The organism is Microbacterium sp., from assembly GCF_029263575.1.
Lineage (GTDB): Bacteria > Actinomycetota > Actinomycetes > Actinomycetales > Microbacteriaceae > Microbacterium.
The window spans coordinates 1-25,386 of record NZ_JAJUFV010000028.1; the positions used below are offsets into that span (position 1 = coordinate 1).

Annotated in this window: 28 protein-coding genes, 2 tRNA genes and 1 pseudogene; 18 read left to right on the top strand and 13 right to left on the bottom strand. The window is 63.2% G+C overall.

Translation table 11 applies throughout. From position 1 onward, the window contains the following. From Q1J95_RS04755 to Q1J95_RS04765, 3 genes are all read right to left on the bottom strand, one after another. Positions 1 to 597: ATP-binding cassette domain-containing protein (locus Q1J95_RS04755; RefSeq protein ID WP_300266153.1), on the bottom strand; the 597-nt coding region annotated here is incomplete at its 3' end. Positions 598 to 655: 58 nt separating this feature from the next. Continuing rightward, entirely contained in the window at positions 656 to 1,156 is a 501-nt protein-coding gene (locus tag Q1J95_RS04760; protein WP_300266154.1) for a hypothetical protein, read from the bottom strand. 86 nt (positions 1,157 to 1,242) lie between these two features. Beyond that, positions 1,243 to 1,770, bottom strand: a complete 528-nt coding sequence (locus Q1J95_RS04765) for a single-stranded DNA-binding protein (RefSeq protein WP_300266155.1) — start codon at positions 1,768 to 1,770, stop codon at positions 1,243 to 1,245. A 193-nt stretch (positions 1,771 to 1,963) separates the two neighbouring features. On the opposite strand from Q1J95_RS04765, the gene Q1J95_RS04770 reads away from it, so the two are divergent. Continuing rightward, positions 1,964 to 2,230, top strand: coding sequence for a hypothetical protein (locus Q1J95_RS04770; protein ID WP_300266156.1), 267 nt, complete (start codon positions 1,964 to 1,966; stop codon positions 2,228 to 2,230). Positions 2,231 to 2,238: 8 nt separating this feature from the next. On the opposite strand, the gene Q1J95_RS04775 is transcribed toward Q1J95_RS04770, so the two are convergent. Further along, positions 2,239 to 2,310, bottom strand: a tRNA-Arg gene (locus Q1J95_RS04775). Between the two features lie 58 nt (positions 2,311 to 2,368). Here Q1J95_RS04775 and orn point away from each other — a divergent pair. The 10 genes from orn to Q1J95_RS04825 all read left to right on the top strand — a co-directional run bounded on the left by orn (position 2,369) and on the right by Q1J95_RS04825 (position 10,905). Next, complete coding sequence (gene orn, locus Q1J95_RS04780) at positions 2,369 to 2,995, top strand: oligoribonuclease (protein WP_300266157.1); 627 nt, start codon at positions 2,369 to 2,371, stop codon at positions 2,993 to 2,995. A 36-nt stretch (positions 2,996 to 3,031) separates the two neighbouring features. Beyond that, positions 3,032 to 3,107: transfer RNA gene (locus Q1J95_RS04785), tRNA-His, on the top strand. A 304-nt stretch (positions 3,108 to 3,411) separates the two neighbouring features. Further along, positions 3,412 to 3,615, top strand: a complete 204-nt coding sequence (locus Q1J95_RS04790; RefSeq protein WP_300266159.1) for a hypothetical protein — start codon at positions 3,412 to 3,414, stop codon at positions 3,613 to 3,615. A gap of 196 nt (positions 3,616 to 3,811) precedes the next feature. After that, the gene (locus tag Q1J95_RS04795) at positions 3,812 to 4,048 is read left to right on the top strand and encodes a heavy-metal-associated domain-containing protein (RefSeq protein WP_017791819.1); all 237 of its coding nucleotides are present in this window, start codon (positions 3,812 to 3,814) and stop codon (positions 4,046 to 4,048) included. Positions 4,049 to 4,099: 51 nt separating this feature from the next. Then, positions 4,100 to 6,139, top strand: coding sequence for a cation-translocating P-type ATPase (locus Q1J95_RS04800; RefSeq protein WP_300266160.1), 2,040 nt, complete (start codon positions 4,100 to 4,102; stop codon positions 6,137 to 6,139). Between the two features lie 15 nt (positions 6,140 to 6,154). After that, the gene (locus tag Q1J95_RS04805; RefSeq protein WP_300266161.1) at positions 6,155 to 6,586 is read left to right on the top strand and encodes a cupin domain-containing protein; all 432 of its coding nucleotides are present in this window, start codon (positions 6,155 to 6,157) and stop codon (positions 6,584 to 6,586) included. A gap of 35 nt (positions 6,587 to 6,621) precedes the next feature. Beyond that, complete coding sequence (locus Q1J95_RS04810) at positions 6,622 to 7,527, top strand: NADP-dependent oxidoreductase (RefSeq protein ID WP_300266162.1); 906 nt, start codon at positions 6,622 to 6,624, stop codon at positions 7,525 to 7,527. Beyond that, positions 7,524 to 8,192 (top strand): bifunctional 2-polyprenyl-6-hydroxyphenol methylase/3-demethylubiquinol 3-O-methyltransferase UbiG, encoded by a 669-nt coding sequence (locus Q1J95_RS04815; RefSeq protein WP_300266163.1) that lies wholly within the window; start codon positions 7,524 to 7,526, stop codon positions 8,190 to 8,192. The genes Q1J95_RS04810 and Q1J95_RS04815 overlap by 4 nt, the downstream gene beginning before the upstream one ends. 12 nt (positions 8,193 to 8,204) lie before the next feature. After that, complete coding sequence (locus Q1J95_RS04820; protein WP_300266164.1) at positions 8,205 to 8,969, top strand: Crp/Fnr family transcriptional regulator; 765 nt, start codon at positions 8,205 to 8,207, stop codon at positions 8,967 to 8,969. Positions 8,970 to 9,027: 58 nt separating this feature from the next. Continuing rightward, entirely contained in the window at positions 9,028 to 10,905 is a 1,878-nt protein-coding gene (locus Q1J95_RS04825; RefSeq protein WP_300266165.1) for a heavy metal translocating P-type ATPase, read from the top strand. Between the two features lie 22 nt (positions 10,906 to 10,927). On the opposite strand, the gene Q1J95_RS04830 is transcribed toward Q1J95_RS04825, so the two are convergent. Both Q1J95_RS04830 and Q1J95_RS04835 read right to left on the bottom strand, forming a co-directional pair. Next, complete coding sequence (locus Q1J95_RS04830) at positions 10,928 to 11,197, bottom strand: metal-sensitive transcriptional regulator (RefSeq protein WP_300266178.1); 270 nt, start codon at positions 11,195 to 11,197, stop codon at positions 10,928 to 10,930. Between the two features lie 66 nt (positions 11,198 to 11,263). Beyond that, positions 11,264 to 13,120 carry a heavy metal translocating P-type ATPase gene (locus tag Q1J95_RS04835; protein ID WP_300266166.1) on the bottom strand — a complete coding sequence of 619 codons (1,857 nt, stop codon included), beginning with the start codon at positions 13,118 to 13,120 and terminating at the stop codon, positions 11,264 to 11,266. A gap of 114 nt (positions 13,121 to 13,234) precedes the next feature. On the opposite strand from Q1J95_RS04835, the gene Q1J95_RS04840 reads away from it, so the two are divergent. After that, positions 13,235 to 13,417 (top strand): hypothetical protein, encoded by a 183-nt coding sequence (locus Q1J95_RS04840; RefSeq protein WP_300266167.1) that lies wholly within the window; start codon positions 13,235 to 13,237, stop codon positions 13,415 to 13,417. On the opposite strand, the pseudogene Q1J95_RS04845 reads toward Q1J95_RS04840, so the two are convergent. Next, positions 13,414 to 13,645, bottom strand: a pseudogene (locus tag Q1J95_RS04845) (hypothetical protein); the annotation flags it as partial. The gene Q1J95_RS04840 and the pseudogene Q1J95_RS04845 sit on opposite strands and share 4 nt — an antisense overlap. Positions 13,646 to 13,988: 343 nt before the next feature. On the opposite strand from Q1J95_RS04845, the gene Q1J95_RS04850 reads away from it, so the two are divergent. Both Q1J95_RS04850 and Q1J95_RS04855 read left to right on the top strand, forming a co-directional pair. Further along, complete coding sequence (locus Q1J95_RS04850; protein ID WP_300266168.1) at positions 13,989 to 14,657, top strand: ankyrin repeat domain-containing protein; 669 nt, start codon at positions 13,989 to 13,991, stop codon at positions 14,655 to 14,657. A gap of 517 nt (positions 14,658 to 15,174) precedes the next feature. Then, entirely contained in the window at positions 15,175 to 16,116 is a 942-nt protein-coding gene (locus Q1J95_RS04855; RefSeq protein ID WP_300266169.1) for an ATP-binding protein, read from the top strand. A 9-nt stretch (positions 16,117 to 16,125) separates the two neighbouring features. Here Q1J95_RS04855 and Q1J95_RS04860 read toward each other — a convergent pair whose 3' ends face one another. Continuing rightward, on the bottom strand, positions 16,126 to 17,871 hold the full coding sequence (locus Q1J95_RS04860) for a hypothetical protein (RefSeq protein ID WP_300266170.1): 1,746 nt from the start codon (positions 17,869 to 17,871) through the stop codon (positions 16,126 to 16,128). Between the two features lie 2 nt (positions 17,872 to 17,873). Beyond that, positions 17,874 to 18,548 (bottom strand): response regulator transcription factor, encoded by a 675-nt coding sequence (locus Q1J95_RS04865; protein ID WP_300266171.1) that lies wholly within the window; start codon positions 18,546 to 18,548, stop codon positions 17,874 to 17,876. 180 nt (positions 18,549 to 18,728) lie between these two features. Here Q1J95_RS04865 and Q1J95_RS04870 point away from each other — a divergent pair, with 180 nt between their 5' ends. From Q1J95_RS04870 to Q1J95_RS04885, 4 genes are read left to right on the top strand one after another with little or no spacing between them, the layout of a single operon-like run. After that, entirely contained in the window at positions 18,729 to 20,633 is a 1,905-nt protein-coding gene (locus tag Q1J95_RS04870; RefSeq protein ID WP_300266172.1) for an Hsp70 family protein, read from the top strand. Positions 20,634 to 20,643: 10 nt separating this feature from the next. Next, positions 20,644 to 20,994: a metallopeptidase family protein gene (locus tag Q1J95_RS04875; protein ID WP_300266179.1), complete on the top strand. Its 351-nt coding sequence runs from the start codon at positions 20,644 to 20,646 to the stop codon at positions 20,992 to 20,994. Positions 20,995 to 20,996: 2 nt separating this feature from the next. After that, entirely contained in the window at positions 20,997 to 21,287 is a 291-nt protein-coding gene (gene clpS, locus Q1J95_RS04880; protein WP_300266180.1) for an ATP-dependent Clp protease adapter ClpS, read from the top strand. After that, positions 21,284 to 21,781: a DUF2017 family protein gene (locus Q1J95_RS04885; RefSeq protein WP_300266173.1), complete on the top strand. Its 498-nt coding sequence runs from the start codon at positions 21,284 to 21,286 to the stop codon at positions 21,779 to 21,781. The genes clpS and Q1J95_RS04885 overlap by 4 nt, the downstream gene beginning before the upstream one ends. Positions 21,782 to 21,788: 7 nt before the next feature. On the opposite strand, the gene Q1J95_RS04890 is transcribed toward Q1J95_RS04885, so the two are convergent. The 4 genes from Q1J95_RS04890 to gatB form a co-directional block, all read right to left on the bottom strand. Beyond that, positions 21,789 to 22,370: a hypothetical protein gene (locus Q1J95_RS04890; RefSeq protein WP_300266174.1), complete on the bottom strand. Its 582-nt coding sequence runs from the start codon at positions 22,368 to 22,370 to the stop codon at positions 21,789 to 21,791. After that, positions 22,354 to 22,674, bottom strand: coding sequence for a hypothetical protein (locus tag Q1J95_RS04895; RefSeq protein WP_300266175.1), 321 nt, complete (start codon positions 22,672 to 22,674; stop codon positions 22,354 to 22,356). Before Q1J95_RS04895 ends, Q1J95_RS04890 begins: the two co-directional genes overlap by 17 nt. 37 nt (positions 22,675 to 22,711) lie before the next feature. Then, positions 22,712 to 23,968, bottom strand: coding sequence for a DNA polymerase IV (gene dinB / locus Q1J95_RS04900; RefSeq protein ID WP_300266176.1), 1,257 nt, complete (start codon positions 23,966 to 23,968; stop codon positions 22,712 to 22,714). A gap of 67 nt (positions 23,969 to 24,035) precedes the next feature. Continuing rightward, a partial coding sequence (gatB, locus tag Q1J95_RS04905) for an Asp-tRNA(Asn)/Glu-tRNA(Gln) amidotransferase subunit GatB (RefSeq protein ID WP_300266177.1) occupies positions 24,036 to 25,386 on the bottom strand: 1,351 nt, incomplete at its 5' end.

Sequence of the window (25,386 nt, forward strand, 5' to 3'; positions counted from 1 at the left end):
GAGCCAGAGTACGCTCTCGTCGTCGTGGTGGTTCGTGGGTTCTTCGAGCAGCAGCAGATCGTGCTTCTGCAGCAGAAGCTTCGCGAGAGCAACACGACGCTTCTCACCACCCGACAGCGGGGCGATCGCGGCGTCTCCCGGCGGGGTGCGGAGAGCATCCATCGCCTGTTCAAGCTGCGAGTCGAGGTCCCAGCCGTCAGCTGCGTCGATCTCTTCCTGCAGGACGCCCATCTCGGCGAGCAGACTGTCGAAATCGGCGTCAGGGTCGGCCATGAGCGCCGAGATCTCGTTGAATCGATCGACCTTCGCCTTGATCGCGACACCTTCTTGGATGTTCTCCAGAACCGTCTTGGTCTCGTCGAGCTCAGGCTCCTGCATCAGGATGCCGACGCTGTACCCGGGCGTCAGCTTCGCTTCGCCGTTAGAGGGCTGGTCGAGTCCGGCCATGATCTTGAGGATCGTCGACTTACCGGCACCGTTGGGCCCGACCATGCCGATCTTCGCTCCTGGAAGGAACGACATCGTCACGTCGTCGAGGATCAGCTTCTCGCCCACTGCCTTGCGTGCTCGAACCATCGAGTAGATGTACTCAGCCACCGAAAACCGCTCCTTATTTATGCGCCGAAGATCGACAATCCAGCCTACCGGCTCTTGCTCACCAATCGATCGGCTCTGTGTTGCCGATCAGGCAGCGCCCTTCGGGCAGCTGATCCATGACGGCGGTGACCGGATCGCCTGTCGATGGCCCCACCTGCCCGATCAAACAGTGATCCTCGCCCCAGCTCACCGAAAACTGCAGACTCTCTGCGGGGTTGCCGACGGTTGAGTGGTCCTTCGTCACCTGCATGTCAGCACGATCGAATCCAGCAGCGATGAGCGCGTCGATGTAGGCACGCGATGAACCTTTGGCCTCTGACGCCCAGACCTGCTGCGTGACAGCGGTGAACAGCGGCAGGTTGTCTTCAGCTGTACCGTCTGCGTGATAGGACGGCTCCACCGGAGTCGGACTCGCCACTGGCGTCTGATCAGAGCTCGGGGAGGGTTCCGGCGTTGGACCGGATTCGGGAGCACAGCCGACGATCATTGTCGCTATGGCGGCGGTTGCCGCCGCCATGAGCACAGCGCGTTCGCGGATGGATGCGGGGCGACGAGTCACACAGCAATCCTACGTGTGCTCGCCGCCCTTTCCCTCGCCCTATCGCGCACCGAACCGCCCCAGCCAACGTCGATGTCGCCGAAACATCAGATGCTCGCCGTCCATACGTCCGAGGAGCCGACCGCATCCGATGCTTCATCCGCTACTGTGTCCGTGTCACCGACGATGTCGCTCGCATCGTCCGGCACATCGACCTCGGCGGTGTCATTCGATGCGAACGCCGCTGCGTTGATCTCCGCCCCCTGCCCGGCTGGAAGCCTGTTCGCTTTGATGAAGGCGCTCGCGCCCCACCGAAGGTCGTGCCCGATGGCTTCTGCATCTATATCGGCGCTCATCCCCTTGCGATCGCCGCTCTCCCACTCGCGCAACTTCAGTCGCCCGGTCACGATCACCCCCTCGCCCTGGCGAAGCGACGCCTTCGCGTGATCGGCGAGCTGCCGAAACGCCGACACGTTGTACCAATTCGTGCCGGTCTCCACCCACTGCTGCGTCTGGTTATCGAATCGCCGCTGCGGGCTGGCAACACGAAACTTCACGATCGGCACCCCACCCGCCGTCTCGCTGCGATTCGGATCCCCGCCAACACGTCCCAAGATCGTCACGGTGTCACTCATCTGTCTCTCCTTGTCTGAGCCGGGACCTGCCCGGATGACAACAGCGTGCACGTCGAGCGGGACATTCCGCGGACGCAATCGCGTCTGCTGTGGAGAACTGCGCGAACTCGGCACTCGGTGCAGAGCACATGGCTCGGCCTGAAGGAGTAAATGTCCGAGGTCGCTCATATGTTCGATTCAGAAGGAGATGACGATGCTCGACACACAGACCACATTGCCCGCACTCGCCTACGCACGACCGCAACTCAGCTCTGCACGCGAGCGACTCGTCCGCGCGGCCGAGCGTCTCTGGCGCGTCGAAGACCCCTCAGGACGCGTCATCGGCCATCTGCGGATCGTGGTCGATCCGCTCGGCCTGCGTTACCGCGCCGAACGCCTGCACCTCACCACGGGAATCTTCCGCCTCGTGGGCGAGTTCTGGCGTGCAGACGATGCTGTGCAGTCGCTGCGTAATGGCTAGAGCTGTAGTGCCCCCGGCAGGATTCGAACCTGCGACCGACGGATTAGAAAGCCGTTGCTCTTCCACTGAGCTACGAAGGCAGACACCTCTAGATTAGCGCCAACAGGCCAATGTCTGCCGCCTCATTAGGATGATCACATGGCATCTGCATCAGAGAACGACCGTCTCGTCTGGATCGACTGCGAGATGACCGGCCTCGATCTCGCACACGATGAGCTCGTCGAGATCGCTGTCGTCATCACCGACTTCGAGCTCCGCGTCCTCGACCCAGGTTTCCAGATCGTCATCAAGCCCAACGATTCCGCGATGGCGAACATGAACGATTTTGTCACCGCGATGCACACGTCATCGGGGCTCATCGAAGAGATTCCGCACGGTGTTTCGCTGGCCGACGCGCAAGAGCAGACGCTTGAGTACATCAAGAAGTTCGTACCGCTGGAGCGCAAAGCGCCCCTGGCCGGAAACACCATCGGAACAGACCGCATGTTTCTCGCGAAGTACATGCCCGCGATTGACCAGTGGCTGCACTATCGCAATGTCGATGTGTCGAGCGTCAAAGAGCTCTCTCGACGCTGGTTCCCGCGTGTGTTCTTCCAGGCACCGCCAAAAGATGGCGGCCATCGCGCTCTCGCCGACATCCTCGAGTCGATCCGTGAACTGCGCTACTACCGCGAAGCGGTTTTTGTCAGCGAGCCCGGGCCCACCACAGACGAAGCACGCGCGCTCTCGGAACGCGTCGTTTCGTCGTTCACGCCCGACGTGTAATAGACTTTTCGAGTTGCCTGCTGACGCGGGCGCATGGTGGCTGTAGCTCAGTTGGTAGAGCACCGCGTTGTGGTCGCGGGGGTCGCGGGTTCAAGCCCCGTCAGCCACCCCAAATGGGAGAGGTTCAAACCCTCGACAAGAGTCACCACTCTTTGTCCGGGTTGAACCTCTCCCTTCTTTTTCGCTTCAGCCGCCCAGTTCAACGCGTTCATCTGCTCCTCCGTGTCGCAGAGTGAACCGAAGGGCCGCTCGTACTCGACCCGCACATCCCCGTCTTCCTCGATGAAGATCCGATGGAAAAACGCCTGGTTACACAGCCGTCGGTTTGCCTCATCAGCGCGCTGGTACACACTCACGATGTTGGCGAGCAGCCCGAGCGAATCATCGAGGTTCGCCCGTGCTGACGCATACTCGTCATGGTGCGCTTCGAGCCGGTGTTCAATGTCACCGATCTGGTTCGCGATGCGATCCTGCTCCTGCTTCAACAGGTCGATCGGTACCGCCCCCGCGTAGTGGGCTTGCAACAGTTTCATTCGCTCGTCGTCGAGACGGTCGCGCTCGCTCGTCAGCCGCGAAGCTGCCACCAGAGATTGTTGCGGAGCTTGTCAAGCGGATGGTGACAAACCCAACATTGTTTGAAGAGGAATCACTTGCTGAACTCACAGCACCCAAGTAGCTGGTGAGCCACAGAGAGGAGCTCCGAGCACGACTTGATCTAGGTCAAGGCTGAGGCTCTGTCAACACAATAGTCTGGGCCGTGAAGGCCAGGAACCTCCTGGTCGATCCCCGTTTCGGGGTGAAGCGAAAGGACTCATCATGGCGAACGCTACTGACACCACCCACACTCTGCTGCGCGCCGAGGGTTTCTCGTGCCCGTCGTGCGTGACCAAGATCGAGAAGCAGGTCGGCAAGCTCGATGGCGTCGAGAACGTGACGGTGCACTTCGCCTCGGGTCGCGTTGAGATCGACCACGATGAGACAAGAAGTTCCGTCGACGATCTCATTGCTGCTGTCGATAAGGCCGGTTATAAGTCGAAGGCCTCCGCGTTCTAGCCAAACGGCTCATAACGCACTAAGTTCACCAATTCGAAAGGCGGCACATTCGTGAACGAGTTCCGTAAGTGGCGGTATGGCAACTGGTTCATTCCCGTTGTCTCGGGCCTCCTCATTCTCGTGTCGTTCGGCGTCGAAAAGCTCTTCGGCGGCAGCTGGAACGTCACGGTCGGTCCGCAATGGTGGATCGACGCTGGCGAACACGCCCACGGTTCTGGTCATGTGTTTACCCTTGCGAACGCGTTCATGCTCGCCGCAGCAATTGTCGCGGGGTACGGAATCGTCGTGAAGGCCGTCCGGGCACTGCTCGTAAAGTTCATCAGTATCGACCTGCTCGTATCGATTGCAGCGATCGGCGCGACACTCATCGGCAACTTCTGGGAAGCTGCCGCCGTGACGTTCCTCTTCGCGATCGGTCACGCACTCGAAGCCGGCACGATGAACAAGACCCGTGCAGCGCTCGCTGAGTTGGTCGCGGTGGCCCCCGACGTTGCAGTCGTGATGCGCGACGGTGAGCAGGTCGAGATCGCCGCACATCAGGTGCGCATGGGCGAGATCGTGCTCGTAAAGAACGGAGCGAAAGTTCCCGTCGACGGGCAGGTCGTGTCAGGCACCGGAGCGATCGACGAGGCATCGATCACGGGTGAGTCGATCCCTGTCGAAAAGACGAAGTCAGATCACGTGTTTGCGGGCACGATCTCGCGGGGCGGATTCCTACAGGTCATGGCGACCGGCATCGGAGCCGACACGACGCTCGCGCGCATCATTCACCGTGTCGAAGAAGCGCAGGATGCGAAAGCGAAAACGCAGGCATTCATCGACCGATTCTCGAAGTGGTACACGCCCGCGGTGATGGTACTCGCGCTTGCGGCGGGCCTCATCTCTGGTGACGTAGTGCTCGGCCTCACGTTGCTCGTGATCGGTTGCCCGGGCGCGCTCGTCATCTCGATTCCCGTGGCGATCGTAGCGGGAATCGGCCGCTCGGCCCGCAACGGGATTCTCATCAAGGGCGGCGAGTACCTCGAAACCTCGGCCAAGATCTCGGCCGTCGCAGTCGATAAGACGGGAACTCTCACCGAGGGCCGCCCGGTACTCACCGACATCGTTGTGCTCAATCCTGAAGCGGATCGGCGCGAGGTGCTTCGCTGGGCAGCCGCCGCAGAAGCAGGGTCCGAGCACCCACTTGCCCGCCCGATCCTCGACACCGCACGAGAAGAAGGAGTGGCCCCCGAGGGCCTTCCGGGATCGGTCACACCGGTCGTGGGCAAGGGGATCGTGGCCGACGCTCACGGCCAGCGGGTACTCATCGGTAACGTGCCGCTGCTCGAACAGTACGGGATCGTGAACGACGCGGGGGCGGCTGTGGCTGCGAACAAACTGGCAGCGGCAGGCAAGACCCCCATGATTGTCGCGGTCGATGAGAGCGTGCTTGGCGTAATCGGTGTCGCAGATACGATCCGCGAGGATGCCCCCGAGATGATCAGGCGCTTGCACGCTAGCGGGGTGCAGAAGGTGGTGATGCTCACCGGAGATACGCGCCTTGTCGCCGAAGCCATCGGTGAGGCGGTCGGTATCGATGAGATCCATGCTTCGTTGCTACCCGAGGACAAGCTCGACGCTGTCGCGCGGTTGCAGCGCGAGGGGCACACGGTCGCGATGGTGGGCGACGGCGTGAACGACGCCCCGGCCCTCGCGACCGCCGACATTGGTGTTGCCATGGGTGCAGCGGGCTCAGCGGTGGCCGTGGAGACGGCAGACATTGCCCTGATGGGCGACAACCTCTTGAAACTGCCCGAAGCAATCAGCCTCGCCAAACGCACTGTGAACGTCATGCGCCAGAACATCTGGATCGCGCTCATCACCGTTGTCGTGCTGCTCGTCGGGGTCTTCGCAGGGGGTGTCACGATGGCTATCGGCATGCTCGTGCACGAGGGATCGGTGCTCATCGTAATCCTCAACGCGATGCGCCTGCTGCGCAACACCCAAGGAGCCACTGCGTTGTCGAGGAGTGAACGCGCCCGAGCCGCACATGAAACAGGCCGTCCGGTCGAACCAGCCACGGCCCAGAGTCCATCCGAACTTCCATCTTAAGAAAGGACCACACACATGAGTGAGAACCAGTTCAGCGTCGGCGAGAAGGCGACGCACTTCATCATCGACGAGGTCGCGAAAGCAAACACGAATTTTCGTCAGGTGCTCTGGACGGGAAAGCATTCCCAACTCGTTGCGATGACGATTCCGGTGGGCGGGGAGATCGGCGACGAGGTGCATGACACCACCGACCAGTTGCTGAGTTTTGTGTCGGGCAGCGGAGAGGCCGACCTTGACGGCGAGACGCACACCGTTGATGCTGGCGACCTGTGCGCTGTCCCGGCCGGTACTCGCCACAACTTCCGCAACACTGGCGATGAGCCTTTGGTGCTCTACACCGTCTATTCACCTCCGGAGCACGCAATCGACGCGGAGCATGCCACGAAGGAACTCGCTGATGCGGCAGAGGCTTCGGGTGAAGACGCTCCACCACAGGCAACCACGTAAGTGTCACTCACCTGGAGAATGAGGAGAAGTCAATAATGTCGAAAGCGCTGGTCTTCGCCGCCTATGGCGGCCCCGAGACGCAGGAACTCGTTGAACGCCCCGCTCCGGCGCCTGGGCCTGGAGAGCTCGCGATCGAAGTGAAAGCGGCCGGGGTGAACCCTGCTGACTGGAAGATCCGTGCGGGGCAGATGGGCTCCCACTGGCCGCTTCCCGCACCGATGGGCCGAGAGGCCTCCGGTGTCGTCACCGCCGTAGGCGCAGAGGTCGAGAACTTCGCTGTCGGTGACATGGTGCTTGGCCTCGCGGCCAAAGGACAGGGAACGTTCGCGAAGCACACGGTGTTGGATGCGGCACAAACCGTCCAGAAGCCCGAAGAGCTTTCCTTTGCTGACGCTGCAGCACTGCCTGTCGCAGGGGCGACTGCGTATGACGTGACGCATCAGATCGAGCTGGAACCTGGTCAGACAATGCTGATTCTTGGCGCCGGAGGTGGGGTCGGGCTGATGGCGGCGCAGATCGGCAATGTGCACAAGTTCACGGTCATCGGTGTGGCCAGTGCAGCGAAGCAGGAACTGGTGGAGTCGACCGGTGCGACGTTCGTTGCCTCCGGGGAGGGTGCGGCTGACCGGGTGCGTGCCATCGCGCCGGAGGGTGTTGATGTGCTCATCGACCTGGTCGGTGGGCAGGCGCTTCGTGATCTCGCGGTCGTCGCCAAAAACCCGAGCGTCATCATCAGTACCGCAGACCCGACCACCGTGCAGCAACTCGGTGGCGTAGCGGTCGTGCGCACGCGTGAAGGGCTCGAGAAGATCACCGGCGTCGCCCAGTACGGTCTCGTCGACCCGCAGGTGACGGACCGGTACAGTCTCGATCGGGCTGCGGAGGCCGTCGCCATGGTGGAGGCTGGGCACACTGCCGGCAAAGTGATCATCGAACCATGACCCAGCGGCCTGAGGCACCGACGGACGCCGTATTCACAGCAGCACGGACGTCTGATCCTGTGGCCTCAATAAACCGGGTGGCCGATGCATACGGGTCGCCTGAGGTTGATATCGAGGGCATTCTCGGCGCCGAGATCTCACCGGATGACCCTGACCGTGCGGTCATCGAGCCGTGGGCCGCGGCAGTCGATGGCCCCATTCTTGATGTCGGCGCGGGTACCGGGCGTTGGACCGGTCACCTCGCACGCCTCGGACACACGGTGGAAGGGCTCGAGCCATCGGATCGCCTCATCACGATTGCCCGAGCCAGACATCCCGCGGTTGTGTTCCATCACGATTCCATCGAAGATCTCGCCCGTTGCGAGACCCGCTGGGGCGGGATCCTCGCCTGGTATTCGACCATTCACATGAGCTCAGAAGAGCTCCTACACGCGCTCGCAACACTGCGCACTCGGCTGGGTGACGGCGGATCGCTGCTGATGTCCTTTTTCGCGGGGCCGCGGCGGGAGGCATTCGACCATCCGATCGCCGCCGCATACCGGTGGCCGATGAACAAAATGGTCGAAGCCCTCACCCACGCCGGGTTCGAGGTGATCGGGCAGCGCTCGAACCCGCGGACGCCACACGCGTACATCACTGCACGCGCCACCCCTGGCTTCAGCTGAAGCGCGTGTGTTGTGCCACGAGTCGCCATACTAGAAGGGAAGGGAAGGATGCCGTTGGCTGTTTCAACCGATGTGGATGCTGATCCAGCAAATGATCTCTGCGTGGCCCGTGTACCACTGTTTCAAGGGCTCACACATGCGCAGCAAGTGGAAGTTGCGGGATTTGCACGTACCGTCCGATTAGACGCTGTCGAGCAGGCGTATACAGCAGGCTCGGATATGTCGCAGTTGATGGTTGTGCACACCGGTCAGGTGAAGATCGCTCGTACAAGTGCGGCTGGGCACGAGCAGGTGATCCGGGTCCTCGGTCCGGGCGACTTCATCGGAGAATCCGCGTTTCTCACCGGCACGAGACCCGATCACGCAGCAGAAGCGCTCGTGCATACCGAACTGTGCGTGTTCCGTCATGCCGATCTCGGGCGTCTCGTCGAGAAGCATCCGAGCATCGGGCTGCGCATGCTGCAAGGAGTGAGTCAGCGCTTGGATGATACTGAGGCGCGGCTGGCTTCTGTCATCTTGGGAAACGTGAGCTCTCGTCTCGCCGATTACCTGCTCTCGCTCCCTGCGACGCCAGGGCCGCGAGGAGCTATCTACGTGACGCTGCCGCTCGCAAAGAAGGACATCGCTTCGCTCCTGTCCACGACACCAGAGTCCCTCAGTCGGCAACTTCGCAAACTCACCGACACCGGGGTGATCTCACAACAGGAACAGGGGCGGATCACGATCACTGATGTGACCGCGCTCACCGCACTCTCAACCCTCTCGAAGAGAGACTGAGAACAGCACCGTGCCAGCCCAGACCATCGCCCCACGTACCTCGGAAGCGTCACACGCAATGTCATCGACGGGGGAATTTCTTCGCAACCGCAAGCTCATGATGTTCGTGCTCGTCGGTTTGGCGACCGGGGTTATGCTCTGGCTGACCGGCGCAGAGATGGCTCTCGGGGTCACCGCATACTTGGTGCTCGGTATCGTGATCGTGATCACCGCGATCGACATGTTCAAAGATCTGATGCGCGGGCATTGGGGGCTCGACATTCTTGCGGTCATCGCCATGATCGCGACACTCGCCGTACAGGAATATGTCGCGGGGCTCATCATCGCGTTGATGCTCACCGGAGGGGAAGCACTCGAAGACCTCGCCGCTCGCCGCGCGAGCCGAGAACTCGACCAACTGTTGAGCCGAGCCCCAGCATTCGCGGGTCGAATTCACCCGGTAACAGGTGAGGTCGAACGCATCGCGATCGAAGAGGTGAAAGTCGGCGACGAACTGCTGGTGCGCTCCTCAGAGATCCTCCCCGTCGACGGGGTGCTCCTATCGAATCACGCGACGATTGATGAATCATCCGTGACCGGTGAACCGATCCCGGTGAACTACCACGCGGGCGACCCACTGCTTTCTGGAACGGTCAACAGCACGACGAGCTTCACGATGCGCGCGCAGAAGGTGGCAGCCGATTCGAACTACGCCTCGATCGTACGGTTGGTCGATGAGGCCGTGGACTCCCGGGCACCGATGGTGCGACTCGCCGACCGTTATGCGGTGCCGTTCACCATTGTGTCATTGCTGATTGCGGGCTTCGCGTGGTTTCTCAGCGGGGACCCGGTGCGATTTGCCGAGGTGCTGGTCGTGGCGACGCCGTGCCCGCTGCTCATCGCCACCCCGGTCGCGTTTATGGGCGGGATGAGTTCCGCGGCAAAGCTCAACGTCATCATCAAAGACGGTGGCGTGTTAGAGGTGCTCGCCCGGGTCCGTGCAGTCGCATTCGACAAGACCGGCACCTTGACCGAAGGTAAAGCCGACGTCGTCGAGATTCACCCTGCTGCTCGCACCGTAGACGAGACGCTGCAGCTCGCGGCCGCCGCCGAGCAGTACTCCGTGCACGTGTTCGCCGATCCGATCGTGGCATCGGCACGCACACAGCAACTTGAGCTTCCCGAAGTGGTGACGGCCGACGAGGTGGCAACAAACGGTGTCCTCGCCTCCCTGGCAGACGGCACTTCGGTGCGAGTGGGCAAGCCCTCATTTATCGAAGAGGTGACCGGGCCGATCGATCGACCCGTACTCTCAGCTGGGGAGACGGCCGTCTACGTATCGGTCGGTGACGAGCTCGCCGGAGTGATCATCTTGTCCGACCCGATTCGTGAGCAGTCTGCAGACACGGTGTCCCGTCTTCGCCGAGCAGGCGTAGCCGAGATCGCGATGGTGACCGGTGATATCACGTCGACCGCGGAGTCTGTCGCACACGCGGTCGACATTCAGACGGTGCACGCTGAGACCACTCCCCAGACCAAGGTGCGGATTGTGCAGGCGATGCGGCCGAGACCCGTACTCATGGTCGGCGATGGGATCAATGATGCCCCGGTGCTGGCGGCCGCCGACGTCGGTGTTGCGATGGCGGGCAGGGGTGCAACGGTCGCGAGCGAGTCAGCAGCGGCGGTGATCACCTCGAACGACATCGCGCGAGTGGCAGATGTGGCCTATGTCTCGCGGCGCACGGTGCAGATCGCCCTGCAGTCGATCTGGATGGGCATCATCATCTCAGTCGGTTTGATGCTCGTCGCCGCATTCGGCTATTTGCCGGCGGTAGTGGGAGCGCTGCTGCAAGAGATTGTTGACCTTGTGGCCATTCTGTCGGCGCTCCGCGCGCTCCGAACGCACCGGGGTGCGCGGCGCGAGAGCCCTGCTCGGCGGGAAGTGCCGGTAGGCTAACCCGCGAGGCCGACTCACACAGTCACGATCGGATCAGCCGGTTGACCGCGGCAGTGGCCTCCTGAATCTTCTCGTGGGCGGCCTCGTCGCTAAGCTTGGCGGCATCGAGCACACAGTGCTTCAGGTGATCGTCGAGCAGCCCCGTCGCCACCCCCTGCAGCGAGCGGGTGAGCGCACTGACCTGGGTCAGAATGTGGATACAGTACTGCTCTTCGTCGATCATGTTCGCGATGCCCCGGGCCAAACCTTCGATTCGTTTCATGCGCTGCAGGTAGCGCTTCTTATCACCGATATACCCGTGGTGCGACGCGTGCGATTCAGTGGTTGATGACTTGTGCTGATCCTGGGCTGCGTGAGGTCAGTTCGTGCGTTCGAGCACGGCGCGAGTGCTGGCTTCTGGGCTGAGATCGATGCGGCGCAAGAGCTGGGCATTCAGCGCCACGACGATCGTCGACAGCGACATCAGAATCGCTCCGACCGACATCGGCAGCACGAACCCGACGGGGGCGAGCACACCGGCGGCAAGCGGCACCGAAATCAGGTTGTACCCGGCCGCCCACCACAGGTTCTGTTTCATCTTGCGGTAGGCAGCACGTGAGAGTTCGTTCACTGAGAGCACCGAACGCGGGTCAGAGCTGGCGAGGATCACCCCTGCCGACGCGATTGCCACATCGGTGCCCGCCCCGATAGCGATACCAACATCGGCTTGCGCGAGGGCGGGGGCATCGTTGACACCGTCGCCGACCATCGCGACAGCCGTGCCTTCGTGCTGCAACTCGGCCACCTTCGCGGCCTTATCTTCGGGGCGCACGCCCGCGAACACACGGTCGATACCGAGTTCGCGAGCAACCTCCCCCGCGACGGCTGCAGCGTCACCGGTGATCATCACGACCTCAACACCGAGCCGATGCAGTGCGGCGAGGGCATCGCGCGACTCCGGGCGAATCTCATCGGCGAGCTTCAGCCCGCCGATCATGATTCCGTCACGAACGACATGCAGAATGATGGCACCTTCGGCCCGCCAGGCATCGGCTGCACCGATCTCGGGCTGCCAGGTTTCTTCCAGAAGCCGGGGCCCACCGACCCGAATCTCGTGGCCGGCCACGGTGGCGGTGACGCCAACCGCCGGTGAAGAAGAGAACCCGGTGGCGGGTGCAAGGCTGAGGCCTCGGTCGCTCGCCGCGGCGACGATCGCTTTGGCGAGGGGGTGCTCGCTGTCGGCCTCGGCCGCGGCGGCCAGGGCCAGCAGGGCGTGCTCGTCAACATCGCCGACTGGCGCGACACCGGTGACAACCGGTTCGCCCTTGGTGAGTGTGCCCGTCTTGTCGAAGAGCACCGCGTCGACTTGGCGCATCGTCTCGAGCGCGAGACGATCTTTCACGAGCACCCCGCCGCGAGCCGCGCGCTCGGTGGCGATGGAAACCACGAGCGGAATCGCCAAGCCGAGCGCGTGCGGGCAGGCGATCACTAGCACGGTAATGGTGCGCATCACGGCCGCATCTGGGTCGCCCACGAGCATCCAAACGATCGCGGTGATGACCGCTGCGGCGAGGGCGAACCAGAACAGCCACCTTGCAGCCCGGTCGGCGATGCGCTGCGCACGAGACGACGAGTTCTGTACGTCGGCGACGAGTCGGTTGATGCCGGCAAGTGTCGTGTCGTCTCCGATGGCGGTGACTCTGACCCGCAGCCCCGAATCGGTCGCGACCGTGCCGGCGGTCACCGCATCGCCCTCGCTGCGGGTCGCGGGGTGCGATTCGCCGGTGATCATCGATTCATCCATGGCCGCACGTCCGTCAACAATCATGCCGTCGGCCGGCACGCTGCCGCCCGGGCGCACGATCACGAGATCATCAACGCGCAACTCCGCCGGGCTCACCGTGACGGCCGTTTCACCCTCGACCCGCTCGGCTTCGTCGGGCAAAAGCGCCGCGAGAGAGTCGAGCGCAGAAGTGGTCTGGGCGAGCGAACGCATCTCGATCCAGTGCCCGAGCAGCATAATGACCACCAGCAGCGCGAGTTCCCACCAGAATTCGAGCTCGTGATGCAACAGCCCGAGTGTTGCGCCCCACGATGCGAGCAAGGCCACGGTGATGCCCAGGGCGATCAGCAGCATCATGCCCGGTTTGCGGGCCTTGATTTCGCTCACCGCGCCCGTCAAGAATGGGGAGCCGCCCCAGACATACATCACGGTGCCGATAACAGGTGCGATCAAGGTGGCCCAGCCTGGTACTGAATAGCCGAGGATCATGGCAAACATTGGCGAGAACGCGACGACTGGCACCGCGAGCACCTGATTCACCCAGAACAGGCGCCGAAACTGTGCCACATGATCGCCGTGGCCGCCGTGACCGCAGTGGCCGATGTGGCCAGCGTGACCATCGTGATCCTCGTGCCCAGTGCGCTCATGGTGCTCGTGGCCACTGTGAGGCCCGTGGTCGTGCCCGTGGCCCGCGTGTGGCTTCGTCATGGGTGTCTTCTCTCGGCTGGGCGACCGGGCCCGGTGTGCTAGGCAGCCTGCTTGGTGATGGACGTGAAGCCGCGCAGACGCAGGCTGTTGCCAACGACGAAGACGCTCGAGAACGCCATCGCCGGCGAGCATTGGGTTGAGCATACCGAACGCTGCGACCGGAATCGCTGCCACGTTATAGGCGAACGCCCAAGACAGGTTCGTCTTGATGGTGCCGAGCGTCTTGCGTCAGAGTCGGATCACATCGACAGCGCTCCGCAGATCGCCGCGCTACTGCCTTTACTCACCGACATTCAAGCAGTTCGTCTTCCGACCCAGACTTGTAGAGCGAATGGCAGAAGCCGTTGAGAAGTACCAAGCGCTACTTTGCCGTGCGCCGGTCGCAAAAGGTTCGGTCAAGGTCTGACGGGTTGCAGAGGAGATCGAGTGCCGTCGCACTGGCGGCGTGACTAGAACTGTCACCTATCCGTGCAGCAGTCCCGTCTGTGCGTTCGGCTCACTTAGCTGGACAGGCAGCACTTGAACTTGCTGGTCTTGATTCTGCCGAGTTGCCGACTCTTGCAACGGCAAGTGATGTAGATCCGGCAGCAGTACTTCTGGTTACACCGTCCGAATGTCGAGCGTAGGGTGGCAGTTGGAAGTTGATTGGCCAGGCGTGATAGAGGCGGGACTTCTCAGGGAGAGTCACGTCGACAACATCAATCGTCTTGCGGACGTTGCCAAAGTCGGCAATTGGGAGGCGGTATTTCGTCTTCTTGATCGAGAGCGATTTCTGGGCGTAAATCAATGGAGAATCGCTGGTGACTCTTGGTTCACACCACTTCACCAGGCAGTTTGGCTCGGCGCCTCATCGGAGGTCGTGGATGAACTCATCCGGCGCGGAGCATGGCGTTCGTTACGGAACGCTGAAGGCGATCGTCCAATCGATATTGCTTTGAAACGCAATCATCAGCATCTTGCTGATGCGCTGACCGTGCGTGATCCGAGCGACAACGAGTTGCGAAAGTTTGCTGCATGGGACAAGTACCTATCTGAACTGATTCAGGAACGTACCGAGTCTTTGGAGCCCGTAAAGATTCGGCCAATCCCTTCCGAGATCATCGCGTTGGAGACATTGGACAATCTGTACTTTGGTTATCCAGGTATGTACGGCGGCTTCTCGATGTCGATATTCAAGGGTCGATTGCTGGTTGAGAGTTGGAGCCGAGTCGTTGGCGGTTCAGGCCAGGCCCATGTCATTACCGAGAGCGGTTGTGTGCTTGTCGAGGAAGGCTTCGTTTAAATTCTCATAGTCGAGGCTTGATCGACGAGTGCACCAGCTGCGACTAAGGAGATGCGAACCTGCTTACGGTCGACACCGAGAGTGCGTGAGATAGCGCGCATTGAGATGCCACCGCCGTGCAGCTTCACTATCTCTGCGGCTTCCTCGATTGTGAGGCCGTGCTGGCGGCGCACGACGTTGCTCCGGGTGAGATGCTTCGAGACGGTTGCACGGTGCACACCATACCTCTGAGCCAGGTATCCGACGCTGAAACCAGTGAGGTAATCGTCAACAAGTCGATCTACTTCTGCGGGGGGTGAGAAAGGTTTGAGGTTTTCCAATCCTCCTTACGCAAGGCCCTCGTACGTCGTGAATCGGGGTATTATCGGCCCGCCGCGATACCCAGTATCGCCCTCGTTTCCAGCGAGAAATCAACGATTTCAGCTTCGGGGTGGGGTTTGAGAACTTTCTACGCAGGGACCCCACTCCTCTTCGTCACGCAGCATCCGCCCGCCATCGATGTTGATAGCGTCTCCTCATGCGAAGAGACAAAGAGCTTGTCGGCAAGCTTGCGGCAGCGTTCAACGCGAACGAGACCGACCCACGTGATCTCATCCGCCTGGTCGGGCAGACGCTTCGCGCTCGGTGGTGCGAGTTGACCGTCGGCACGCGCACGTACGAGTGGTCGTCGCCACGCGGGCGCGCCGCCGACCCGATCAGGTGCGCACTCAGCGACGATCCCGAGATCGTGATCGCGATCTCACCGCCGTCCGCAATGCTCACACCGCAGCAGTGGCAGCCGCTGCTCATCCTGGTCGAGCCGCTCGCGTACACCGAGGCCAAGGAGCAAGCCCAGCGGTTGCGCAACGACGCTGTGCGACGCCTCGATGACCTCCGCTGGCGAGCAAGCATCGATATGGCGCAAGAGCGTCGGCGGTTGGAACGCGACCTGCACGACGGCGCTCAACATCATCTCGTCGCCGTGCAACTGGCCATAGCGGTGGCTGAGCACCAGCAGGGCGAGACCGGCGAGCTCGAGCGCCGCCGCGCCGCGCGCTCGCAACTTGATTCAGCAGAGAGTGTGTTGCTTGCCACCGCCCGCGGGGTGCTCCCCCGAACCCTGGCAGACAATGGGCTCAGCGGTGCCCTCCACGCCCTCTCCGAGTCGGGCATCAGCGTGCACGCCGATCTTCCTCGGCTGATGCCCGCTGTCGAGTCGGCGCTGTACTTCACAGCGCTGGAGGCGGTCAGTAACGCTCAGAAGTATGCCCCCGGTGCCCGGATCAATGTCGACGCGCTGATGAAGGGCGACCGGGTCACAGTGTCGATCAGTGACAACGGTCCTGGGTTCATCGTCCGCAAGGACGGAGTCGGTGGTCTCTCGCGACTGGCACAGCGATTGCAAGCGGCTAACGGTGTATTGGACGTGCAGTCGGCTCCTGGCAAAGGCACCCGGGTGAGTGCGTGGATACGCTACTGACGCAAACGCTCAGCCCATGAGCAGTCGTGTGGCGCTGCCGAGGACGACCTCAGCAGCGGCTCGACTCGCAGCATCGAGTTCGGTGCCGTTCACAATCGACCGCCACCGTTCCAATCGGGCGTCGAGTTCGGCTTCGATGATCGGCTCGGATGCTTCTTCGTCGAGACCGAGACGAACGCACCGGTCCCCGCCATACAGACCGAGGAGGCGCGCAGCCTGATCATCGACGACAGAGGGAGCATCGCCGCGCGCCAGCTCATCGAGCAGCCGATCTTCGACCAGTTCATGCGATCCCGCCGTCAGGTGATCGACCTGCCAACGCAACCCAACTGAGTCCGGGTGCCGGCGTGCATAATCAGCGATGCGGTTCAATGCCCGACGCGCTGCGATGACCGGCGCTCGTGCAGACAACGACGCCACCGCATCCGCCACTGGCGTCTCTCGCGAGAACAACAAGACGCCGTCGGACAGCCTGCTCACGAACTCCGCGTCGTGCGGATCGGCGCAGACCACGGCATCGATCGTGCCCCACGGGCCGAACGGGTCACGCAGCTGCTCGGCGAGCAGTCGATCGGGCTCGCTCTCGCACAGCACAGCTTCGACTCCGGGCATCAGGGTCGGCAGAGCCTTTTTCACGACAAGCAGCCGAATGGGGGCGAACAGCTCGGCCCGCCACGGAGCTATTTCGTCTTCCGAAAGGCGCGCAGACTCCAACAGGGCGGTGACCCGGACGTGCACGGGGCGCGATGACAATTGGCTTCTGCTCAGCGGTAGCCAGCTCACCTCACTGTGATCAGACACCGTCACCACGATCTCGAACCCGGCACCAGCGGTGCTCGTGATCGCTAACGCACCGCCCAGTGCCTCGATCCGTTCGCGGTCGGCTGACAGCGCGGCTGCGAGGACGGTCACGTCGCCGGATTCCGCGCTCTTCACCCTCGCGCGCAGTGCCCCGTCGCGCTCGAACACGAGCTGAACCGACCGGCATGATGTCGAAACGGCACTCAAGACGCTTGCGACCGTCTGGGTGAAGCTCGACTCGATCTCCCAGCCGGCGCGCCGGCCAAGATCTCCGCGAAACTCGACGGCGACAGGCAAACCGGCCGCAATCTCCCGCAGCGTCTCCGCCGCTCCGCGTTCCGGCAGCATCGCTGGGAAAACGCCACGAACGATTGTGCGAAAATCCTGGATGATCGCGCTCATCGCGGATGACACCGATGACCACGAAACCTCGGATGACGACAGCTGCGCTCTGACATCTTCCAGATCACGCGCTGTATCGGTCGTCAGCGATTCGACAAGACGCATGTGCTCGCTCTCTCGCGCGCGGGCTATCCGCAATTCGAAAGCCTCGACCGCGGTCTGAGCACGGGAAGCATCATGACGGGCCTTGTCCAGACGACGCCGCGGCGGTGTTGCATGCATGATCGCGCCGAGCCACGTAATGGTCTCGTCTACAAGGCGTCGGTGACGGGCTGCACGTCTGGGCATCGCGAAAATGCGGAGAACCCCGAAGTTCGGCACCTCGTAGGAGACCTGCTCGGGCGACGCTGAACTCGCAACGCTCACGCGCGGCCAGGCGGCGATTCGCTGCTCGTACCCGTCGTCGAATCGCCTGAGCAGAGCAATGTCAGGGGCCGCTCCTCGGCCATCCGTCAGCGCGATCGACAGATTCTCCAGCAGAGCGTCGACAAGTTGCTCGCGTGAATGCGACGCCACGATCTCGCCAGCGCGCTGCGCACGCGTCATCGACATCGCTACGCCCTCTCGCCACCGACACGACGGGACTGCAGATAGGTCAGCACGGCGAGGACTCTCCGGTGATGAACACTCGCGTCACCGGGAATGTCGAGCTTCACGAAGATCGACGCAACGTGTTTCTCTACGGATTTGACCGACACGAAAAGTTCTCTGGCGATCGAGCTGTTCGACTGGCCCTCCGCCATCAGCCGGAGCACATCGAGCTCTCGCGGGGCCAGACTCGACGTGAGCGGGTCGGACTGCTGAGCGTCCGCCCCGGCCAGTGACCTCGCGAGCATCGGTTCGATGACGATCTCTCCGACCTCGATCCGCGCCAGTGTGTCGTCGAGCATCTTAACGCCGACGATGCGGTCCTTGAGGCGATAGCCGATGCGCTCGGTACCGATGGCGAGCATGCTGCGCAGGTAATGGGTCTCGGAATAATGCGAGAGCAGCAGCAGCCCGACGTGCGGATGATGCAGACGAATACGCCGCGCCGTCGTCAGCCCGCCTTCGTCGCCGGGCGGCATCCGGATATCAAGCAGCGCGACATCCGGTGGCGCGGTCGACAGACTCTCATACAGGGAATCTCCGTCCGAATGTGTGGATACGACATCGTGACCTGCCGATTGCAACAGCATCACGAGGCCGTCGCGGAAGAGAGTCGCGTCATCCGCCACCGCTACCCGCATGGTTGCCTCATCCCGATGGCTCCTTTCAACGCCCGCACGTGGATCATCTGAGTCCGAGGTTAGCGTGGTCGTGGCGCAATGCCGCGCTTCCATGACCCCGACGACACCAATGTCTCCTAAACTAGCGCTCAGACGTCCACGCCCAGAGTCGCACCCTCGGCTTCACAACGGATGGAAAGAATGCCTTACTCACTTGGCGTAGATCTCGGCGCGACTTTCGCCGCCGCCGCGATCGCCGACAACGTTGGAACCCACGCCGCTCAACTCTCACCCCTGCTCGTCGTTCCTTCTGCTGTCTACGCCTCGCCTGACGGCTCGCTGCTCACCGGCGATGCTGCGCTGCGCGCGGGCGGGACCGAGCCGTCGCGGCTCGTCCGTCGGTTCAAGAAGCGATTGGGAGATCCGACACCGTTGGTCATCGCCGGTGTTCAGTACACGCCCGAGCAATTCCTGGCTGCACAGTTGCGCGATATCGTCGCCGAAGTCGAACAGCAGCGCGGTGAACCAGCAACAGCCATCGTGCTGACGTATCCGATCACGTGGGGCCCGTACCGATCGGAGCATTTCGCGCGAATCGCCGATATCTCCGGCCTCACCGTGCGTTCGATCATCACAGAGCCCGTCGCGGCTGGCATGCACCTGGAGGCGCAAGGACACGTGAACGACGGTGATGTCGTCGCCATCGTCGATGTCGGCGACGACTCCGCGACAGCCACGCTGCTACGCAAAGGATCAGACGGTTTCGGCGTGCTCGGTACTCCGGAAGACACGCATCACGTTGGAAACGTCGATTTCGACGAGGCCGTGCGCACGCTGCTGGATCAGAAGGTCGGCGGGAAGATCTCCGCCCTCGATCCTGCCGACCCTGCCGAAAGCGCGCTGCTGGCTGATATTGAGACCGCCTGCAGCGAGGCGAAGGAATCTCTGTCAATGCGCCGCGAGACCACTGTCTCGCTGGTTCTCCCCGACGGCACGCAGCGCGTGGGCGTAACACGTGAAGAGTTCGTACGGCTCATTCGTCCCTCCGTACGGCTCGCCGTCGCGGCGCTGCGCCGGACCATCGCCTCGGCTGAGATCGACGAAAGCACCGTCACGAGCGTGGTGCTCACGGGGGGAGCGGCGCGCATTCCGCTCGTCGCAGCCGAGTTCTCGGAACTCGGACGACCTGTGCGTACGATGCATCACCCGAAGCTGACCGTAGCGCTCGGCGCCGCTCACGCGGCGCGCGCGCGCGCCGAGTCTGACCAACGATCCGCGGACGCCTTGGCGACAGTCACCCCGTCGACGAACAGCGCTGCAGAATCAGACGACGCCGATCGACTCAGGCTCTGGCCTTTGTCTCGTCGATCGGCGAGCGTCCTGGGTGCAGCCGCGGTCGTCGTCGGCGCCCTCGCCACCGCAATCATCGTTCCGCCTTTCACAGCCTCTCCGGAGGCTCACCCCGCCGAGACCACACCGGAGCCCCAGTCGGAGTCCAGTCCCTCGCCGGAGCTAGAGCCCGCGTCGCCTCCCCCGGATCCCGACGCAGAACCCGAGACCGTGGTGCCAGTGTTCTCGGACGGCGATACCGCAGCGGGGATGAACTGGTATATCGCCGCTGCCGGCACGGCGAATGACTGGGGAGTCGCTGATTTCCGCACTGGGTTCGCGCAGATGCCCGGGATTAGCCTAAGGACGACGAACGGGGACATGCACGCGACGTGGTCATCCACCGATTGGTTGTCCCAGTTCTATGCGCAGCTGCAGGACGAGACCGTCGACCTGACCGAGCTCGCTGCCGCGGACGGGGCGCTCGTCTTCGACTTCACGCTCTTGTCGGGGGCGGCGAGCGTTGCTCAGATCGCCGCACACTGCACGTTTCCCTGCGCAGGCACCGTCGATATCACCGCTGTCGTCGGCACGCTCGAACCGAATGAGACAACGCAGATAGTCATCCCTGCCGCGTGCTTCGCCGACAGCGGACTCGATGCCAAGAATGTCAACACGCCGTTCCTAATGATCGCCCAGGGCACCGTCGATGTGCGCGTGGGCGATATTCGCTGGGAGAGCGAGAGCGGCAACAGTCCTGATGCCCTGACTTGCTGACCGCTGGATGATGATGGACATGGATGCCGCGACTTTCGAAGAGATCGTCGTCGACGAATTGGATCGGTTGCCCGATGACATGGTCGACGGCCTCGATAACGTCGTGTTCGTGGTCGAAGACCGCCCCGAAGACGGCAACCTCGATCTGCTCGGACTCTACGACGGTCTCGCACTGACCGAGCGCGGACAGTACGGCATGGGCGAGCTGCCCGACCGTATCGTCGTGTATCGCGAGCCCCATCTCATTCAGTGTGACGACGAAGCCGAGCTTCGCGATGAAGTGCATACCACCCTCGTCCACGAGATCGCGCACTTCTACGGCATCGACGATGAGCAGCTGCACCAGCTGGGGTGGGCGTGAGCATGCCGGTGGTGGGCCCAGATGTCGAAGAGATCGTCGACCTGACGGCCGCTCCCCTGGAGCCGTGGCAGATGCTGGTCTGGAATGACCCGGTGAATCTGATGAGCTACGTCGCCCGAGTGTTTCGCACCTACTTCGGATACTCCGCCGAACGCGCGAATCAGCTCATGCTGGCCGTGCACCACGACGGGCACGCCATCGTCGCCACGGGCCCGCGCGAAGCGATGGAAGCCCACGCCCGGGCCATGCACGACTACGGTTTGTGGGCCACGGTTCGAAAGGCACCGAGATGAGCGCCGCCGAGCTCACGATCCGTCTGGCCACCCTAGAGATCGTGCACCTCACCGAGCTCATCGACCAGTTGCTCACGGTGATCGGACGGGCAGAGGCAGCATCCGATCCTGCCGTGCGCCGTCTCACTCCGGATGTGTATCCGGACGATGACGAGGCATCCGCCGAGTTCGCCGACGCCACGCGTGATGATCTCATCGACCGGCGACGGGCCGACGCGCAGGTCGTGCGCGCCGCGCTCGCCCCCGCGTTGACGACAGTGGGCGATGACGATCATGACACCCAAGAGCACGAGATACGCATCGCGCTGTCAGCGTTGGACGCGTGGCTGCGGACCCTCACCACGCTGCGTCTCGTGATCGCCACACGACTGAACATCGGCACAGACGACGACCATGACGCCGAGAACGCGCGATTCGGTGTCTACGACTGGCTTGGCTACCGGCTGGACAGGCTCGTCGAACTCGCCGACGCCCATGAGACGGGCGACGCCTGATCCGGCGCTACGGCAGCGACACCTGAATGCTCGCCAGCCCCCGCGGGTCATGACGGGTCAGATGGCGCTCTTCCTGCGCCGCCCAGCGGTCCCAATGCGGTCGGAATGCGTCGCCATCGCGACTGAGCGCTCGCTCTTTGCGCGATCCGGTCGGCGCTTCGACCCACACGCGTACGTCGGCCAAGCGCGCGGTGGCCGGATTCAGCGCGCCGCAACCTTCAAGGATCACACCGAGAGCGGGCGTCACCGCGTGAGCCTCGGCCTCGCCAGCCAGTTCCCAGTCCCAACGGCGCCACGTGCTCAAGAGCCCCCGGGCGTGTGGACGCAGAACGTCATGCAGGGCGCGCTCGACTCCGGCGTCCATACCGTCCCAGCCCGGGTAGATCGAATCCAGCGCGATGAGCTGTGGGCGCCCGGCCAGCGGCCAGTTCGCCGCGACGAGCCGCGCCAGGCTCGATTTTCCTGCCCCCGCGCGGCCGTCGATGAGAACGACCGGATTCGCCGCTGCCACCTCGACGGTCGCGTCGATGATCTGCGCGGCAGCACGCTTCAGCGCGTGCGTCAGCGGGTCACTACTTCTTGAGGGCACGGATGACGCGGGCGAGAGCGCGGCCGGCGACGCATACGAACGGAATCGCAACGGCGAGCAGAGTCACCAGGTTCGGCTCGAAGCGCATCCCCTCCTCGCGTCGAACGTAGACGCCCAACGGAATCGACATACCGCCGCCTCCGCCGCCGCCGGTGTTGTCCTGGTCAGCGCCGCCGCCGAAACCTGACCACGTCAGCGCGACGGGAGTGATGCTCACCCCGTCGACGTCCTGCGGCTCACCGTAGGCGCTCTTCACGCCAAATGAGGCAACTTGCTCTCCGAGGTCCAGTGCGATGTTCGGCATGCCCCCACGCTAGTCGACGATCGCGTCAGATGGGAGCTCAATCGACACCGTGAGCTTTCGGATGCTGCGGCGAACCACGGCCGGCACCCCGCCCGACGTGGCGAGCCCGAGTGATTGTGGCGTTGCCGAACCGAGCTCGGGCGTCGTCAAGGGCTCCTTCGACTTTGCGCCAGTGCTCATCGTCGTCCCAGAGGGCGAAGGCCCCGCCGCCCGCTGGCCGCAGTTTCTCGGCGCGCACGCCGACCAGGCGCACGGGGTCTCTGCGGTCGATGTTCTCGTACAGGCTCTGGGCGGCCTCGCCGATGCGCTGGCCCACCGAGGTCGGCTCGGTCAGCGTCTGCGACCTCGTCACGGTCGTGAAGTCGTCGAAACGGATCTTGATCGCCACGGTCGCGCACTCCCACTCGGCGCGACGCAACCGAACGGCGACGCGGTCAGCGAGGCGCAGCAGTTCGGCTCGAAGGAACTCGCGGTCGCTCACGTCGATGTCGAAGGTCTCTTCGTGACCGATACTCTTCTCGATTCGCTCGGTCTCGACGGCCCGCGAGTCTTCGCCGCGCGCCAGTTCGGCGATTCGCGCCCCCAGCGCCGCCCCCACCGCGCGATCGAGCGTCGCCTGCGGCGTTTGGCGAATATCGCCGATCGTACGGATGCCGCGTGCCTCGAGAGCATCAGATGCCTTCGGGCCCACGCCCCACATCGCACGCACCGAGCGCGGACCGAGAAAATCGAGCGTGGCGGCTGCGGGGACGATCAGCATGCCGTCGGGTTTGGCCATCGTCGACGCCATCTTCGCGACATGCTTGGTCGCCGCAACGCCGACGCTGCATGAGATGCCGACCTCCGCCTGCACCCGCTCGCGCACGAGACGGGCGATCGCGCCAGGGCTCCCCCACAGCCGCCGGACTCCCAGCACGTCGAGGAACGCCTCATCGACAGACAGGGGCTCGACCAGCGGTGTGATCGACTCGAAGATCGCCATGACCTCTCGCGAGACAGCCTGATAGCGGTCGAAATGCGGCGGGACTATCCGCGCGCTCGGGCACAGCCGCATCGCCTGGCCGACCGGCATAGCCGCGCGCACACCATAGCGACGCGCCTCGTACGATGCGCTGGATACCACCGAACGACCGTCGGGAGCGCCGATGATGAGGGGAAGCCCGGCCAGCGAAGGGTCATCGAGCACCTCGACAGCCGCGTAGAACGCGTCCATATCGACATGCAAGATGCGCGTGCCGGTATCGTCGGCGTCGTCTGTTGAAACGAGCCGCCCTCGTCCGTCGCCACGCCCCATGGATCCATTGTCGCCGAGAGGACCGACATTCGGGCCTTCGACAGGCTCACCGGGTGCGAGCCGGTCGCTACTGCGCGGCGCGCTCGAGGATTAGCTCGCGCACGCGCGCGGCATCGGCCTGCCCCTTCATCGCCTTCATGACCGCGCCGATGATCGCGCCGGCGGCTTGAACCTTGCCGTCTTTGATCTTGGCCAACACGTCAGGCTGCGCCGCCAGTGCGTCATCGATCGCCGCGATCAGTGCACCATCGTCCGAGACGACCGCCAGCCCGCGATCATCGACGACCGCTTGCGGCGTTCCCTCGCCCGCCACGACGCCCTCCAGCACCTGCCGGGCGAGCTTGTCTGTGAGGGTCCCGTCGTCGACGAGCTTCTGCAGGTCTGCGACGCTCTCAGCGCTGATGAGTTCTGCGGGCTCTCGATCCTGTGCGTTCGCCAGGCGAGAGATCTCACCCGTCCACCACTTGCGTGCTGCGGCAGGCGCCGCGCCAGCGGCGATAGTCGCCTCGACCTCGTCGATGAGTCCGCTGTTGCGAACGTCTTGGAACTCGAGATCGGTGAAGTTCCACTCGGCCTTCAACCGGCGCCGTCGCGTGACGGGCTGCTCGGGCAAAGCCGCACGAAGCTGATCGATCAGCTCTGCCGCGGGCTGCACCGGCAGCAGGTCAGGTTCGGGGAAGTACCGGTAGTCATCGGCATCCGATTTCGGGCGTCCCGGCGACGTCGTGCCGGTGTCTTCATGCCAGTGCCTCGTCTCCTGAACGATCGTGCCGCCGTCAGCGAGGATCTGAGCCTGGCGCTGAATCTCGTGGCGCACGGCGCGCTCGACAGAACGCATCGAGTTCACGTTCTTCGTCTCCGTGCGTGTCCCCAGCGGAGCCGGCGCCTCGCCCGCCGCCACTCGCGGCCGCAGCGACACGTTGGCGTCACAGCGGAGGTTTCCCCGTTCGAGTCGAGCCTCGGAGATGCCGAGGCTGCGCACGATATCGCGAATCGTCGACACGTACGCCTTCGCAACTTCGGGCGCGCGGTCGTTCGTATCGAAGATCGTCTTCGTGACGATCTCGACCAGCGGCACACCTGCGCGGTTGTAGTCGACGAGCGAGTACTCGGCGCCTTGGATGCGCCCCGTGGCCCCACCCATGTGGGTGAGCTTGCCCGCGTCTTCTTCCATGTGGGCGCGCTCGATCGGAACGGTCACCAGAGTGCCGTCTTCGAGCTCGACCTCGACAGAGCCCTCGTAAGCGATCGGCTCGTCATACTGCGAGATCTGATAGTTCTTGCCCAGGTCAGGGTAGAAGTAGTTCTTCCGTGCGAAGCGGCTCGACGGGGCGATCGAACAGCCCAGCGCGAGCCCCAAGCTGATCGACGAGCGAATCGCCGTCTCGTTCACCGTCGGCATCGCTCCGGGAAGGCCC